14 protein-coding genes (1 of these 14 only partly in view) are annotated in these 14,378 nt (G+C 59.4%); 5 read left to right on the plus strand and 9 right to left on the minus strand.

Annotation, left to right across the window (positions count from 1 at the left end; translation table 11 throughout):
* Together V7650_RS17760 and V7650_RS17765 are read left to right on the plus strand one after the other, a co-directional pair.
* On the plus strand, positions 1-1,136 hold the 3' portion of the coding sequence (locus tag V7650_RS17760) for a lipopolysaccharide biosynthesis protein (protein ID WP_335657542.1). It extends 376 nt beyond the left edge of the window; 1,136 of the gene's 1,512 nt are visible here — the last part of the coding sequence; the start codon falls outside the window, past its left edge; the stop codon is at positions 1,134-1,136.
* Positions 1,137-1,224: 88 nt separating this feature from the next.
* Positions 1,225-2,037: a sugar phosphate isomerase/epimerase family protein gene (locus V7650_RS17765; protein WP_335657543.1), complete on the plus strand. Its 813-nt coding sequence runs from the start codon at positions 1,225-1,227 to the stop codon at positions 2,035-2,037.
* Position 2,038: 1 nt separating this feature from the next.
* On the opposite strand, the gene V7650_RS17770 is transcribed toward V7650_RS17765, so the two are convergent.
* Positions 2,039-2,467, minus strand: a complete 429-nt coding sequence (locus V7650_RS17770; protein WP_335657544.1) for a CBS domain-containing protein — start codon at positions 2,465-2,467, stop codon at positions 2,039-2,041.
* A gap of 107 nt (positions 2,468-2,574) precedes the next feature.
* Here V7650_RS17770 and V7650_RS17775 point away from each other — a divergent pair, with 107 nt between their 5' ends.
* Together V7650_RS17775 and V7650_RS17780 are read left to right on the plus strand one after the other, a co-directional pair.
* Positions 2,575-2,886: a hypothetical protein gene (locus tag V7650_RS17775; protein WP_335657545.1), complete on the plus strand. Its 312-nt coding sequence runs from the start codon at positions 2,575-2,577 to the stop codon at positions 2,884-2,886.
* Complete coding sequence (locus V7650_RS17780) at positions 2,879-3,295, plus strand: acyl-CoA thioesterase (RefSeq protein ID WP_335657546.1); 417 nt, start codon at positions 2,879-2,881, stop codon at positions 3,293-3,295. The genes V7650_RS17775 and V7650_RS17780 overlap by 8 nt, the downstream gene beginning before the upstream one ends.
* Positions 3,296-3,310: 15 nt before the next feature.
* On the opposite strand, the gene V7650_RS17785 is transcribed toward V7650_RS17780, so the two are convergent.
* From V7650_RS17785 to V7650_RS17795, 3 genes are all read right to left on the minus strand, one after another.
* On the minus strand, positions 3,311-4,888 hold the full coding sequence (locus V7650_RS17785; RefSeq protein WP_335657547.1) for a DUF4139 domain-containing protein: 1,578 nt from the start codon (positions 4,886-4,888) through the stop codon (positions 3,311-3,313).
* A gap of 19 nt (positions 4,889-4,907) precedes the next feature.
* Positions 4,908-6,293 carry a DUF4139 domain-containing protein gene (locus tag V7650_RS17790; protein ID WP_335657548.1) on the minus strand — a complete coding sequence of 462 codons (1,386 nt, stop codon included), beginning with the start codon at positions 6,291-6,293 and terminating at the stop codon, positions 4,908-4,910.
* A 62-nt stretch (positions 6,294-6,355) separates the two neighbouring features.
* Positions 6,356-7,933 carry a DUF389 domain-containing protein gene (locus V7650_RS17795; RefSeq protein WP_335657549.1) on the minus strand — a complete coding sequence of 526 codons (1,578 nt, stop codon included), beginning with the start codon at positions 7,931-7,933 and terminating at the stop codon, positions 6,356-6,358.
* 155 nt (positions 7,934-8,088) lie between these two features.
* Between V7650_RS17795 and V7650_RS17800 the strand changes: the two genes are divergently transcribed.
* Entirely contained in the window at positions 8,089-8,727 is a 639-nt protein-coding gene (locus tag V7650_RS17800) for a TetR/AcrR family transcriptional regulator (RefSeq protein WP_335657550.1), read from the plus strand.
* Here the strand turns inward: V7650_RS17800 and V7650_RS17805 are convergent.
* From V7650_RS17805 to V7650_RS17825, 5 genes are all read right to left on the minus strand, one after another.
* Entirely contained in the window at positions 8,724-9,254 is a 531-nt protein-coding gene (locus V7650_RS17805; protein ID WP_335657551.1) for a VOC family protein, read from the minus strand. The genes V7650_RS17800 and V7650_RS17805 overlap by 4 nt on opposite strands.
* Positions 9,251-9,904, minus strand: a complete 654-nt coding sequence (locus V7650_RS17810) for a carboxymuconolactone decarboxylase family protein (protein ID WP_335657552.1) — start codon at positions 9,902-9,904, stop codon at positions 9,251-9,253. The genes V7650_RS17805 and V7650_RS17810 overlap by 4 nt, the downstream gene beginning before the upstream one ends.
* A 44-nt stretch (positions 9,905-9,948) precedes the next feature.
* Entirely contained in the window at positions 9,949-12,633 is a 2,685-nt protein-coding gene (acnA, locus tag V7650_RS17815) for an aconitate hydratase AcnA (RefSeq protein WP_335657553.1), read from the minus strand.
* Positions 12,634-13,142: 509 nt separating this feature from the next.
* Positions 13,143-13,610 (minus strand): hypothetical protein, encoded by a 468-nt coding sequence (locus V7650_RS17820; protein ID WP_335657554.1) that lies wholly within the window; start codon positions 13,608-13,610, stop codon positions 13,143-13,145.
* An 82-nt stretch (positions 13,611-13,692) separates the two neighbouring features.
* Positions 13,693-14,277, minus strand: coding sequence for a hypothetical protein (locus V7650_RS17825; RefSeq protein WP_335657555.1), 585 nt, complete (start codon positions 14,275-14,277; stop codon positions 13,693-13,695).
* Positions 14,278-14,378 lie beyond the last annotated feature (101 nt).

Raw genomic sequence — 14,378 nt, forward strand, 5'->3', positions numbered from 1 at the left:
TGCGGGTACAAGCCCTTATATATCTGGCCACGCCGTTCATGGCCCTGCCCGAGGCGCTGATGACGCGCGACCTGGAATTCAAGAAACCGGCGATCATCAATCTGATCTCGGCAGCCGTCGGCGCCGTCACCGCGCTCTACTTTGCCTATAACGGCTATGGCGTGTGGACTTTGGTCTATGCGCCGCTGGCGATCTTCTGGAGCCGCGCCATCTGTCTCGTCATCGCGGTCAAATTCTATATCTGGCCGACCTTCAATTTCACGGGCGCCGGGGCGATGTTCGGATTCGGTGCGACGCTGCTGGCGAGCCACCTGTTCTGGACGATCCAGAGCCAGTCCGACATTTTCATAGCCGGCCGCTATCTGGCGCCACATGATCTCGGCCTTTATGCAGAAGCGCTGTTCCTGACGACGATCATCGCGGCCAAGTTCGTTCCGCCGCTCAATGAAGTCGCCTTTCCGGCCTATGCGCGGCTGCAGTCCGACCCGCGCGCCCTCGCATGGTCGTTCCTGAAGGCGGTTCGGCTGGTCATGCTGATCTCCTGCCCACTCTATTTCGGGATGGTGGTCACCGCCTATCCGCTGGTCGAGACGGTGTTCGGGCCCAAGTGGACCGAGATGTCGCCCTTTGTCGCGATTCTCGCGCTGGCGATGCCGGTGATGACGCTGCAGATATTGTTCACACCCGCCAACAACGCGCTCGGCCGCCCGCAGGTGACCGCCCGGACCAACATGTTCGGCGCCGTGCTGATGCCGGTCACTTTCCTGATCGCGATTCAATATGGCATATATGGTCTTGCCTGGGGCTGGGTGATCGCCTTTCCGCTGCTGACGATCTTCACCTATCTGCAGTCGCATCGCCATATCGGGATCAGCGCCAGGGAAATCGGAGCGGCGGTCTGGCCCGGGCTGTCGGCTTCCGTTGCCATGGCGGCCATAGTATATAGCGTCGACCAGTTCCTGCCGGCGATGATTGTCTACGCGCGGCTGGTGATACTGGTCGCAACCGGCGGCCTCGCCTATGTCGGGCTGCTCTATATACTGGCCAGGCCGACGCTGATCGAGGCGTTCCGGCTGATCGTCCGGCGCAAGCCGCCGGAGCCGGTGCCCGCCGAATATGGCGCAGAGCAGGTTTGAGCAAGGCGACGGCCGCGGATTTACGCACGTCGTTCCCCTGATTAAAATGGCCATTGTCGAAAGCCGGGGATCGGCGCAGCATCGACGCATGAGCCATATCCTATCTCTCGCGGCAGGCACCCTGCCCGAATTTCAGCCGGAACAGGTGGCCCGTGCTGCCGGGCAAGCCGGATTCTCCCACTGCGGATTCACGATCGAGCCGGACAAATGGGATGGCGCGGCACTGGCAGCGACCAAGGCGGCGGTGGCCGACCATGATCTCTCGGTGCTCGATGTCGAGGTCATCTGGATTCCCGAAGGCGGCAAGCTGGGCGATGATCACCGGCTGATCATAGATGCCGGCCTGGAACTTGGAGCCGCGAATGTGCTGGTGGTCAGCGCCGAACCGGATGAGGACCGGACGGCAGCGGCCCTGCATCAACTGTGCGACTGGGCCGCGCCGGGCAATATGCGGGTCGCGCTCGAATTCCTGATGATCACCGCCGTGCAGTCGATGGACAGCGCGCTCGCCATCATCCGGAAAGCGGATCATCCGGCCGCGGCGCTGCTGATCGACACGATTCATTTCCGGCGAGCGGGGCATCAGCCCGGACAACTGGAGGAACTGGAAGCGCGCCTGTTGCCCTACACGCAGATCTGTGACGGCAATGCGGACTGCGACACAAGCTTCGAGGCCTTTCTGGAGGATGCGGTCGACCTGCGCAGTTGTCCGGGGGAAGGCGCCCTGCCCGTCACCGACATCATCAAGGCGCTACCGCGGGATATTCCGCTGAGTCTGGAGATCCGGTCCAAGTCCTATCGCGACCGGTTTCCCGACGCGACCGACCGCGCCCATGCGGTGCGCGACGCCAGCCTTGCCTATCTGACGCAACGGGGCATTTCCATTCGCGAGGCGGACTGAATCAGGTAGACTGAATATAGTCGCGCATCGCCGCCGCTTCGCCTTCGATCTTGTCGATCCGGTATTTGACCAGATCGCCGATCGAGACAAAGCCGACCAGCTTGCCATCCTCGACCACGGGCAGGTGGCGAATCCGTCTCTTGGTCATCAGCGACAGCGCGCCCATCACGCTTTTCGTGCGCTCGACCGAAATCACGTCCGCGGTCATCACGTCGCGCACCGCGTGATCCAGCGCGTCACGGCCATGTTGACGCAGACAATGCAGCACGTCGCGCTCGGAGAATATGCCGACCACCTTGTCGCCGTTCAGGACAGGGAGCGCGCCGATCCGCTTTTCCGCCAGTATCTCGACGGCCTGGGACACCGGTATGTCAGCCGCGCAACTATATATCTCGCCGCCGCGGCCCTGCAAAATCGACTGAATGGTCATTGTCCCTCTCCTCCGTTCTGATTCTGTTTATTGCATGCCTATAGCATGTTTTTGAATGTGAGGGGACTTGATGGTAGCATGCTATCGGTCCACTACACGGAAAACCGATGGAGATCCTTTTGCCCCAGCCGTCCCGCCTTGATGATCCGCTCTATGCCAGCGTCGCATGGGCCCGATACTGGCGGCTGATGCGCGGCATGGCGAAATTCACGCTGCTGTGCGTTGTGGTGGCATTTGCGATCCTCTTCTATCTGCACGGGTTTGCGTCGATTCACATGTATATCGCAACGGCCGGAGGGGTTGCGCTGACGGTCATGCTGATGGCCGCGCTGATGGGACTGGTGTTCCTGTCGAGCGAATCCGGCCATGATGAATCGATCGACGACCCGGTTTCCAAGGATATTTCTCCCGATGAGTAAAGATGATCTGTCCGCGCTGGCGAACATGCAGCCGATCTTACGCGTGGCCCCGCAGCCGCGTGACCTCAACAACAATGGCCATATTTTTGGCGGCTGGGTCCTGGCGCAAATGGATATTGCCGGCGGTATCATGGCCGCCCGCGTGGCGCGCGGCTCCACCGCAACCGTGGCGATCGAGGCGATGGAATTTATCGCGCCGATCCTGACCCGCGACCTGATCTCGGTTTATGCCCGGGTCGAGCGCATTGGCCGGACCTCGGTGGCCATCCGGCTGGACGTGATCGCGTCGCGCAATCTGGACGAAGAGAAAGTGCCGGTCACCAGTGGCCTGTTTACCTTCGTGGCGCTCGACGAGAATCATCATCCGAGGGTGATTCCGGAAGAATCGAAGCAACATTATCTGCCATAGCTGGCGGAATCCGCGTCAGCGCAACTTGATGGAATAATCGAGCTTCGCTTCGTCATTGGCCGCAACGGTGACCCGCCAGGTCGGGACGCCGTCGATCTTCTCGACGCCTCCGACCCTACCGGATATTTCGTAGGGAATTTCCATTTCGACATCGACCGGATGATCGCGAGCGTTGGAGATCACGGCGCGCCAATAGGCGCGGCTCTTGGTCCGGCGTACTTCCGTGACAGACAGGCGGACATCGGATGATTGGCCGACGTTGATCTCGATCTCATTGTCTATGGCGCGATCCGGCAAATCACCCTCGCCGGCAAGCAAGGGACCGAGGGGACTGTTTTCAAAAACCGCGACCTTGCCCGACGGCAACGGCAGTCCCAGTCCGGACTTCTCGTCATTCCTGCTGCGCAGAATATAGGAGATGGGGGCACTGTCGCCCGAATAGTCGCCGGCACTGGCAACATAGATGCGGTCATAGCGGACATCCGGCCGGACGATCATCGCCACCTGCTTCTGTCCCTTTGCACTCACGGTCACGCGCTCCGGCACACGGTACAGCTTCAAGTCGCCCAGATCTTCCTGTTCCGCGACGACCGCCGCAACCGGCGATGCCATCGCGCCTGCATTGCGGCGCTGGGCGGTCACCATGATTGTTTCACCAGCGGCATCCATCATCGCCATCGGCGCGGGCGGAGGTGGTGGGGGCGGCGGCGGCGGAAGATAGCCACGATTATACGGCACCTGATCGGTGCGCTGCATCGGCCAGCAGCGAATAAGAAGGGCGCCGCCGGTCGGCCGCACATCCTCATCCCGGCCTTCGCGGTTGGGTTCTCCGGCAATCACCATCATATTGGCGTCGGCAAAGCTCTGCTTGCCGCCATTGGCCACGGTCAGCCAGGCGAACAGGTCCATTTTCGCCGTTTCATCCGGTGTCCGCGACTTGACCGTGGCGACATAATTGGCCTGCCAGTCAAAGCCGGACGAGAGATAGGTAAGCGTCAGCGTAGCGGTCACCGCGCGGGTCGAACTGGTGAGGATGGACAGCGTCGGTTTGGGGGACAGGTCAGCCGGAACTTCGGGAAAGATCATCCGTTCCGGAAGTCCGGTGCAGCGCAGCGCTTCGAAACCCTCGTCGCTCTCGAAAATCACGCCGCCATCGGGACCCGCTGTCAGGAGCACATTCTGGGTGCGGGTCGCTCCGGTTGCCGGATCGGTACGGGTGATCGAAACCTCGCGCTTGAGATAGGCGTCCACGAGACCCTGGGGGGACAACAGCCGGGCATCGCGGTTCTTTTCCTGCACGCCATCCGGCAAGCCGGTGACGATCGCACTTTCGGGCAACAGGCCCTCTGACACGCCCTCGAAGCGAACCATCGCATCGCCGGCCGGCAATCGAACGGTCCGGGTTTCGGTAATCAGGGCATAGCCTTGCGGCCATTTCGCATTGATGGCCCGCCCCCCCCGGTCCGGCGCACGGTAAATGGTGATCGATATATTTTCGGGTTCTCCCGACACCACCAGCTGCTGCGCGGCGAGCGGCACGGCCTGCAGCGCCGGCAGGAGCACGAGAATGGCAAGAAAGCGCAAGACAGTCATGGCCTGACCCGCTCCGCGATCAGTAGCGGCTGTCGAACGTTGCCGTCACAGTCACGCTGCCATTGGCCGGCACCGCAAGACTCCATTCGACCTTGTCTGCCGAAATTCTTTCGCTGGCCTGGCTTTCCTGCTCGATTCGGGCATCACCCCAGAGACCAGACTGCGCGAGATCAACCGTGACGGCTTCCGGGCGCGCATTGGTAACCTCGTAGCGCATTCTCGTGCGCCAGCGGTTTGCCGAGCGGCGGGTGCGTTCTTCGACCACCGTCTTGACCTTCACATCAAATGCATCGCCGGTACGGATCGACATGGCGGATCCCATGGGTGTGGCCTCGATCTGGCTTTCGCCAATAAACTGCGGGTCGCCACGCCTGTCGCGCATGTAGACGCGCATAATGCCAGCCGGCAATTGATCGCCCAGGCCCCCTGATCGCGAAGTCGAAAATTTCAGCACCGAACTGGCGCTGGCAGCGTCGTTCGAACCAAGCCAGCCATTCGTATATTCGTAAACCTTCCGGGCCGGCGCACCGGTCACGTCGAGAAAGCTCACCTGCTTCTGCTGGGCGTTTGCAACGGTGGTGCGTTCGGCAAGCGGATAGAGATAATAATCTCCCAGCCGCTCGCGATCGCCCGATTCGGTCCCGGCGCTGTCTATCGTACCGGTCGGCCATTGCGGAAAGCTGTTCCGGCCCCGGCCATTGTTGGGGCTGCCCGCGACGAGCAGGACATCGGCATTGCGATAGTCCGTGCCGCTGTTGTTGGTCAGCGTCACCCATCCCTGCACATCCATCGTCTGCCTGGCTTCATCGAACAGCGTCACATAGTCGGCCTTCCAGTCGAGCCCGGGGGTAAGGTAGCTGAGAGCCGTCGGCACCTGCCCTCCGCCGGATTCCAGAGTGACGGACAATGTCGGCCGGGCACGCAAATTTGGCGGTACGCGGTCGAAGATGACGCGGACGGGCAGACCGTCGTCGCGCAGCACCTCTATGCTGTTCCCGATCTTCATTACGACACCGCCGTTTGCGGCGAGTATTTCCGCACGGACCCGGGTCTCGGCACCGGTCGCCGGGTTGGTGCGGATCAGGGTAACGGTTTGCCCCACGGCCTTTTCCATCAGCTTCGCGGGAGTCAGCAGATCAAAATCGAAATTCTGTTCAACGATGCCGATGCCGGGTCCGGAGAGGGTGACCGTTTCCGCGCGAATCTGGGCCGAGACGTCGGGGAACTGCTGCTTGCTGCGGCCCTTGGGCAAGGTCAGCGTGCGGACATCCTGCACCAGCGCCTGATTGTTGTTGTAAATGGTGACCGAAACATCGCCCTGGGCCGATTCCTCCGGTGCGGACTGACCGATGGCCGGTGTCGCAGCGCTTGCCAACAATAGTCCGATATAAGCACAAAGCCGCATATTCTCTCTCCCTCGTCGAGTCCCCGGAGCTAACTCCTGGACCATGAACCTAGCGTAAACAATCAGGAAACCGGATCGGTCACCTCTTGCGGCGATAGCCAGCGAAAGCGCACGTTGCCGGGGCGGTTTTCGATTGCGCTATTGTGCACCGTCGTCACATTCCTGGCTGCGAGCATTTTTGACACGGCCAGCCGGTTGGTGTCTGAACCGTTCATCGAAAGCATGAGCGGGCTGCGCTGGCTTGCCCAGATGATCAGGCCGAGCTGACGATCCGCCTGATCGTTCAAGTTCCCATCGGTCATCCCGATATCGGGCAGGCTCATCACCGGTGGCTGGACCCGGACCGTCCACTGGCTGGCCAGGGCCGAGACCCGCTGTTCCAGTGCATAATAGGTTTCGAGCGAAGCGCCGGGCAGCGGCTTGGCCGTCACGATTGCACGGCGCTTGGCTGTATCGATTACCACATCGTCGCCCGAAACGCCCGCGATCAGGGCCAGATTTTCCCGCAACTGGGAAACCCGGATTTCGGCGGCCCTTTGCTGCGCCTGCGCCTGCGCGTTTGCCAGTTCGGCATTGGCGGCATCGGCCCCCGTTTCGACGCGATATTGCTCGATCTTGACGGCGATCGGCCGCTCGAAGGTTCGGCTGAGAATTCTGGCGCTCTGGTCATCTGCCGCTGGCAGAATTTTCGGAGTAAAGACCGAAGCGGTCACCAGAATCGGATCGGCGCGAAAATCGATGGCTATCTGTGAAACGCGGGCGTTGTCGCCAAACTGGTCCTTGATATAGCCGTTTGCCGAACGGGAAACATTGGCCTCCCAGGCGATCTGCTGCAGCGAATAGCCGAGCGGGATGGCAAGCCCGACAAACATGATCACCATGAAGGCGATCTGAAACTGGGACTGGCGTTCGGACAGATCGGACCGGAATCCATAGAGGCGCGCCATGGCAGAGGCGGTCAGGGCGATGGTCATCAGGTTGGTGAAGAACAGCAGCAAGGAACCGCCAAAAACCGACCAGTTGAAAGTCGCCAGGCCGAAGCCGACCACGGCCAGCGGCGGCATCAGGGCCGTGGCGATCGCAACGCCGACAATGGTCCCCATGCGACCGCGGATCATCGCATAGGCGCCTGCCAGAGCGGAAAACAGGGCAATCGCCAGGTCGAAAAGATTGGGCCGGGTGCGCGCGGCAATCTCCGATGTGACCGTCTGCAACGGCGAAAGGGCCACCACCAGACCCGCGAAGAGCACGGATATGATCGTCCCGTAGACGATCGCCTTGGTGCTTTCCTTCAGCCATGCGGAATCGCCGATCGCCAGGGCAAATCCTGCTCCCATGATCGGACCCATCAGCGGCGAGAGCAGCATCGCGCCAATGACAACGGCCGGAGAGGAGAGCAGCAAACCGAGAATGGCGATACCGGCAGACATGGAGGTCATGAACGCGAAATGCGGGGTAAAGCCGCTGTCCTCATGGACCTTGTCGATCACCGCCTGCTGGTCGACATCGGCCCGGACCGCCATTCGCCACCAGCGGCGAAATAGACGAATGCTTCCGGTGACCGGCCCGAGCGGGCCGGTTGATGACTGGGGTGACGCCGTCTTCGGCCTGGCTGCTGCAACCGTATCGTTCTTCATCATCCTGTCTTAGCGCGCGGATATCGTCGGGAACAGCCAAAGATTACCTCGAGCGTAATTGAAAAATGAAGAATTTTGCCTTTTATCACGAAACCGTATCACCTATATAGATCACGCTTGGCTATTTTGCCGACAAGGAGCCGTCACAGGAGCCCATTATGCCCCGCCCCGAAACCGATATTGCGGCCACCCGCACCCGGATCATGGATGCCGCTGAAGAAATAATCCGGGAAAAAGGCGCAATCAGCTTCACCATGACCGATCTCGCAACCGCGGTCGGCATGTCCCCTTCCAACCTCTATCGTTTTTTCGAGAGCAAGGATGCCCTCGCCGAAGCCATGGCGGGTGAATGGTTTGCCGAGCTGGAAATCATCATGGAAGAGCTGGTGTCGGCGGAGATGCCGGTCGAAGACAAGCTGTATCAGTTTTTCGCCAAGCGCCTGCTGGTCAAGCGAGCGCGCTATGCCGACGACCCGGGCCTGTTTGAATCCTATATGGAATTGGGCGACGAACATTTTGAAGTGATCAAGGGCTATGTCGATCTGGCCGACCACTATATGGCCACCATTCTCGCCGAGGCGATGGAAAAGGGCTATTTCAGCGGGCTCGAACTCGATATCGTGGTTTCTCTGGTCAACACCATGATGCAGCCGTTCTGCAATCCCACATTGATGATGCAGATGATGCATCTGGCGACCGAAGAGCGGCTGGCTCTAGTGATCAACACGATCCTGAACGGCCTGCACGCTCCGGACGAGCGAGCCATCATCAAGCCAGATCTGCATATCGCCCGCTAGACGCCTTTCGCAAGCCACTGCTTCATCATCGCCGGTGGCGACGAGGCATTCATCTCCGTTTCGTCCAGAGCGGCGACCGCGCGGTTGCGATCCTCTTCGGTGAAGCTGCCGGTGGTCAGGCAGAATTCGACCATGTTGCCGTTGGGATCGCGGGTGTAGACCGAATGGCACCAGTTGTGATCGATCTCGAGTACGTCGAGGCCTGCTGCGTTCCATTTTTCCCGCCAGGCGTCGAGTTGCTCCGCGGTCTTGACGGAAAAGCTGTAATGGTTGGTGCCCGGCGGGGTGCCGGCGGCCTGGTTGAGATCATAGGCATATTCGTCTTTTCCGGGCGTGTCGTGGAGCTCCCAGAAGGCGATGAAGCGGCTGTCGTCGCCATCCATCCGGTAGAAGAAATGCTTGCCCCAGCCGCCCCCCATCACCGGCGCCACCTCGACCTTGACCAATTCGAAGCCCATGATGCCTTCGTAGAACGCGTGGATCGCCTTCATGTCCTTCGCGGCGAGCGCAAGATGGTGGTAGCTCATGACTGCGCATCCTGTCGCTTTTCGACCATGCCCATGACATCCGCCGTTGCGCCGCCGGGTGCAGGGATCTCTACGACACGCTCGGGAACATCGTCATATTCCAGGTGCAGCGCACGGCTCATCACGGCGTGCATCATATAGGTGCAGGTGATGTAGGTCAGTTCGAGAATCTCGACTTCGCCCAGATGCCGTTTCAGCGCCTGGAAAACGCCGTCGGGCACCCTGCCCCGGTCGAGCACAAGACAATCGGCATAGGCCAGCACGGCACGCTCAGCCTCATTGTAGCAGTCGGCGACCGACCAGTTGGGGATCGCCGCGACCTGCTCCTCTGAATAGCCTTCGAAGCGCATCGCCTTGCTGTGCTGGGAAAAGACGAATTGCGACCCCACGGCATAGCCGGCGCGGATCTGGCCCAGTTCGCGCAGCTTGGGATCGAGTTTGCGCCGGGACGAGCGGTAGAAACCGAAGCCTTCTGTGGTGTGTTTGAAGGCATCGGGAACCTGGGCAAAGACGGTCCACCAGTTGCCCGGTGTGCCGGTTGCGGTGCCAGGGTCCGCTACCGGATCGCGATCGCCGAACAGCATGTCATAGAGACCGAGAACATAATCGTCGGTGACTTCGGATCGCGGTACCTGGCGCAGTCGGGGCATGGATCTCTCCTGTGCCCCGACTATGCACAATTTGCGGCGGCTTGCTAGCCCTGGGCGAGGTTCCGCAGCACATATTGCAGGATGCCGCCGTTGAGGAAATATTCCATTTCATTGGCGGTATCGATCCGGCAGATCGTCTTGAAGGTCGACTGCGTGCCGTCGGCGCGGGTCATTTCGACCTCGACTTCCTGCAACGGCTTCAGCGTGGCGACGCCCTTGATGGTGAAGCTTTCGCTGCCGTCGAGGCTGAGAATCTCGCGATCGGTGCCTTCGCCGAACTGCAGCGGCAGCACGCCCATGCCGACCAGGTTCGAACGGTGGATCCGCTCGTAGCTTTCGACGATGACGGCGCGGACGCCGAGCAGGTTGGTGCCCTTGGCCGCCCAGTCGCGGGAGGAGCCGGTGCCGTACTGCTCGCCGGCGATGACGACCAGCGGCGTGCCGTCGGCCTTGTGGCGCATCGCGGCGTCGTAGATCGGCATGATTTCGCCGTTATATTTGGTGTAGCCGCCCTCTTTTCCGTCGGCCATTTCGTTTTTGATTCTGATGTTGGCGAAAGTGCCGCGCATCATGACTTCGTGGTTGCCGCGGCGGGAGCCGTAGCTGTTGAAGTCTTCCTTGCTAACCTGATGATTTTGCAGATATTCTCCCGCAGGGCTGTCGGCCTTGATGGCGCCGGCGGGGGAGATGTGGTCGGTGGTTATGCTGTCACCCAGCAGCGCCAGCGTTTTCGCCTCGATGATGTCGCCGATCGGCTCCGGCGTCATCGTCATGCCCTCGAAATAAGGCGGGTTGGCAACATAGGTCGAGCCCGCGCGCCACTGGTAGGTGGCGCCGCCGGTGACGTCGATCGCCCGCCACTGCGCGTCGCCGTCATAGACATTGGCGTAGCGGCTCATGAACATGTCGCGGTTGACGAAGCTGTTGACCATGTCGGTGACCTCGGCGTTGGTCGGCCAGATGTCCTTCAAAAACACGTCCTCGCCGTCCTTGCCCTGGCCGATCGGCGTCTCGTACATGTCGAGCCGCACCGTGCCCTTGAGCGCATAGGCGACGACCAGAGGCGGCGAGGCGAGATAATTGGCGCGCACGTCCTGCGACACCCGGCCCTCGAAATTGCGGTTGCCCGACAGGACCGAGGCAGCGACGATGTCATGATCGTTGATCGCCTTGGAAATCGGCGCCGGCAGCGGGCCAGAGTTGCCGATGCAGGTGGTGCAGCCATAGCCGACCAGGTTGAAGCCGAGATAGTTGAGATCCTCCGAAAGCCCCGCCTTGTCGAGATAGTCGGTGACCACCTGCGATCCCGGTGCCAGCGAGCTTTTCACCCAGGGCTTGCGCTGCAGGCCGCGCTCGCGCGCCTTGCGGGCGACGAGGCCGGCGGCGATCAGCACCGTCGGGTTGGAGGTGTTGGTGCACCTGGTGATCGCGGCAATCGCGACATCGCCATGGGCAAAGCCGTGGGTGCTGCCGTCGACATCGACGCGCTTGCCGTCATCGTCGACACCGAACACTTCCTTGAGGTCGCGGTTGAAGCCCTCGTCGAGATCGGCCATCGACACGCGCTGCTGCGGCAGCTTTGGCCCGGACAGCGACGGCACCACGGTGCTGATGTCGAGGTCGAGCGTCTTGGTGTAGATCGCGTCCTTGGTGGTCTCGTCATAGCGCCAGAAGCCCTGTTCCCGCGCATAAGCCTCGGTCAGCGCGATGTCCTGGGCGCTGCGGCCGGTCAGCTCGAGATATTCCAGCGTCTTCTCGTCGATCGGGAAATAACCGCAGGTGGCACCATATTCCGGCGCCATGTTGGCGATGGTCGCGCGGTCAGCGAGCGACAGTTCCTTGAGGCCGGGGCCGTAAAATTCGACAAAGGCGCCGACCACGCCGACGTGGCGCAGCATCTGCACGCAGGTCAGCACCAGGTCGGTGGCGGTGATGCCCTCTGCGAGCTTGCCGGTCAGCTTGAAGCCGACCACTTCGGGGATCAGCATCGACACCGGCTGGCCGAGCATCGCGGCTTCCGCCTCGATGCCGCCAACGCCCCAGCCGAGCACGCCGAGGCCGTTGATCATCGTCGTGTGGCTGTCGGTGCCGACGCAGGTGTCGGGATAGGCGACCAGCTGGCCCTGCTCGTCCTTCGACGACCAGACCGCCTTGGCGATATTTTCGAGATTGACCTGGTGGCAGATGCCGGTTCCGGGCGGCACCACCTGGAAATTGTCAAACGCCTTCGAACCCCATTTGAGAAATTCGTAGCGCTCCATGTTGCGCTGATATTCCAGCTCGACATTATGCTCGAACGCCTGCGGCGTGCCGAATTCGTCGACCATCACGCTGTGGTCGATCACCAGGTGCACCGGCACCTGCGGGTTGATCTGCTCGGCATTGCCGCCGAGCGCGGTGATGCCGTCGCGCATCGCCGCGAGATCGACCACCGCGGGCACACCGGTGAAATCCTGCATCAGCACGCGCGCCGGGCGGTACTGAATCTCCGCCGGGCTCTTCGCTTCCTTCTGCCAGTCGACCACCGCCTTCGCATCCTTGGCATCGACGGTGAAGCCGCCATCCTCGAAGCGCAGCATATTTTCCAGCAGCACCTTCAGCGTGTACGGCAGCTTGTCGATATTGCCGAGCTTCTCCGCCGCCTTGGCGAGCGAATAATAAGCATAATCGGTGCCGTTGACGCTGAGCGTCGAGCGGGTGCCGAGGGTGTCTTTGCCGGTGGTGGTCATGGTGGTGGTTGCTCCGTGTTACATCGTTGGTTCAACCGAGTGGGGAGAGCGCCTGCGGGCAGGGCTAAACGGTTGATGAGTCGTGGTTTGGGAGGGCTTTAGCGCAGGGGGGGGATAGGTGCAACTAGGTGGTGATGGTTGAAAAATTAATCGCTGATCAAACGACAATTATTTGTTAGATCCTTTTTAAGTCTTACCGAAAGTACAAGCTGGCATTGTTCGGCTAGTCGTCGATCGCACTTAAGGCATAAACTCTAGCGCTTTCAGGTTCAATCACCGGTTTACGATTTTCTTTGTTCAGAAACTAAGGGGCATTTTTGGGACAGCTTCGCTAGCCGCTTTGAAAAATTCTAGCATATGGTCGTCTGACAAAGCCAGATTACTACTGGATGGTTCGCTGCCCCAATCTTTAACTCGTTCGTCAAACATATCCGGACGTTCAAGGTATAGTTTCTTTGCAGAGGGTCCCTCACCATGTTTCGCACAGTTTGCTGCCAGCCGCAGCTGATTTAATGTGATTTCATCGGGTTGCCAGCCAACAGCCTTAAGCCATTCCATCGCAGACTCATGTTCATATTTCTTTTTGGAAGCTGCGGGCCGATTTTTGTCTCAATGTAGTGATGAAGGCTGATCGCAAATGCCCCACGTACAAGGTTCAGTACACGCTCTTCGTCAAAGGCTTGCTCCCCAAGATGCTCACCATAGTCATAGACTGGATAGCCTTCCTCATCCTCTTCAGTCCAAACGGCCTTCCCCTCATCGACTAGCCTTTGGTGCCTTGAAGCGCGTTCGTGGATGTCAGCAAGTTCGGCATCGCTTTTGTAGCGGCTAGACTGATATGCGCGATCCAACTCGCGCAACCCGAAGCCATATCGCCATCCCCAGCCTTGGCGTGGCAACTTAGCTTTGCCCAATTCCTCTATTTTACCCATGCAATCATTTTCCCAGTGCTGAATAGCATTTATTGATTCGCCCAACTGAAATTGCCTTCATAGTCTACAATATTTCGAATTTGGTACTCTATCGCAACAGTCAGTGATGCCAATATTTAATGCCGTATTAGACTTTGAATTGGTTCCGAAGCGCCAAACCAAAGAGAAATAATAACAATACACTGATTACTCCTTGTAGCGCGGCAACCCCTATTATTGTTTCCGATATGTTATTGCAAAACAACGCAGATTCACCATTGATACGGGCGGTACGACTTACTGGTATAAATGGAAAAGCTTGTCCAAACGAAAACGCCACACTAGCTGCTATTTTTTGCCAGAATGATGAAAAATTTCCTGTTGCAGCGATACAATAAATCGTCGCAAACATCAGGAAGGATAGAGCGAGCCACAATAAAGGAAGAACAAAGCTTCTTCCATAGTCGCTTGTAGTTCTGAAGAACCATTCGAGAACGTTTTCTGAATGACTGCTATCGTACCACCTTCGCGTTTGCATTTCACCAATATTGAAGTTGATGCTTTGACGATGGTTTCGGTTGTCCTGGGCAATTTCTTTTAAGCGACGAAACCTGGCGCTGTCATGCTTATCTTTGGCTTTGGAAGCTGACCAAAAATGTGCCCGTTTCTGATAGGAAAAAGAGCATTGTACACCGTCTAGCAAAACTTGATTTCCGAGTTTCGTTTGCGTCAAATCTACAACGCATCTGACGTGACCTGACGTGACCCCTTAAAACTCCTCCAGAAGTGATTAGAGTCCGGTCCAAGAAAGGACGGACGAATGAAGCGGATACG

The organism is Parasphingorhabdus sp., from assembly GCF_036964565.1.
GTDB lineage: Bacteria > Pseudomonadota > Alphaproteobacteria > Sphingomonadales > Sphingomonadaceae > Parasphingorhabdus.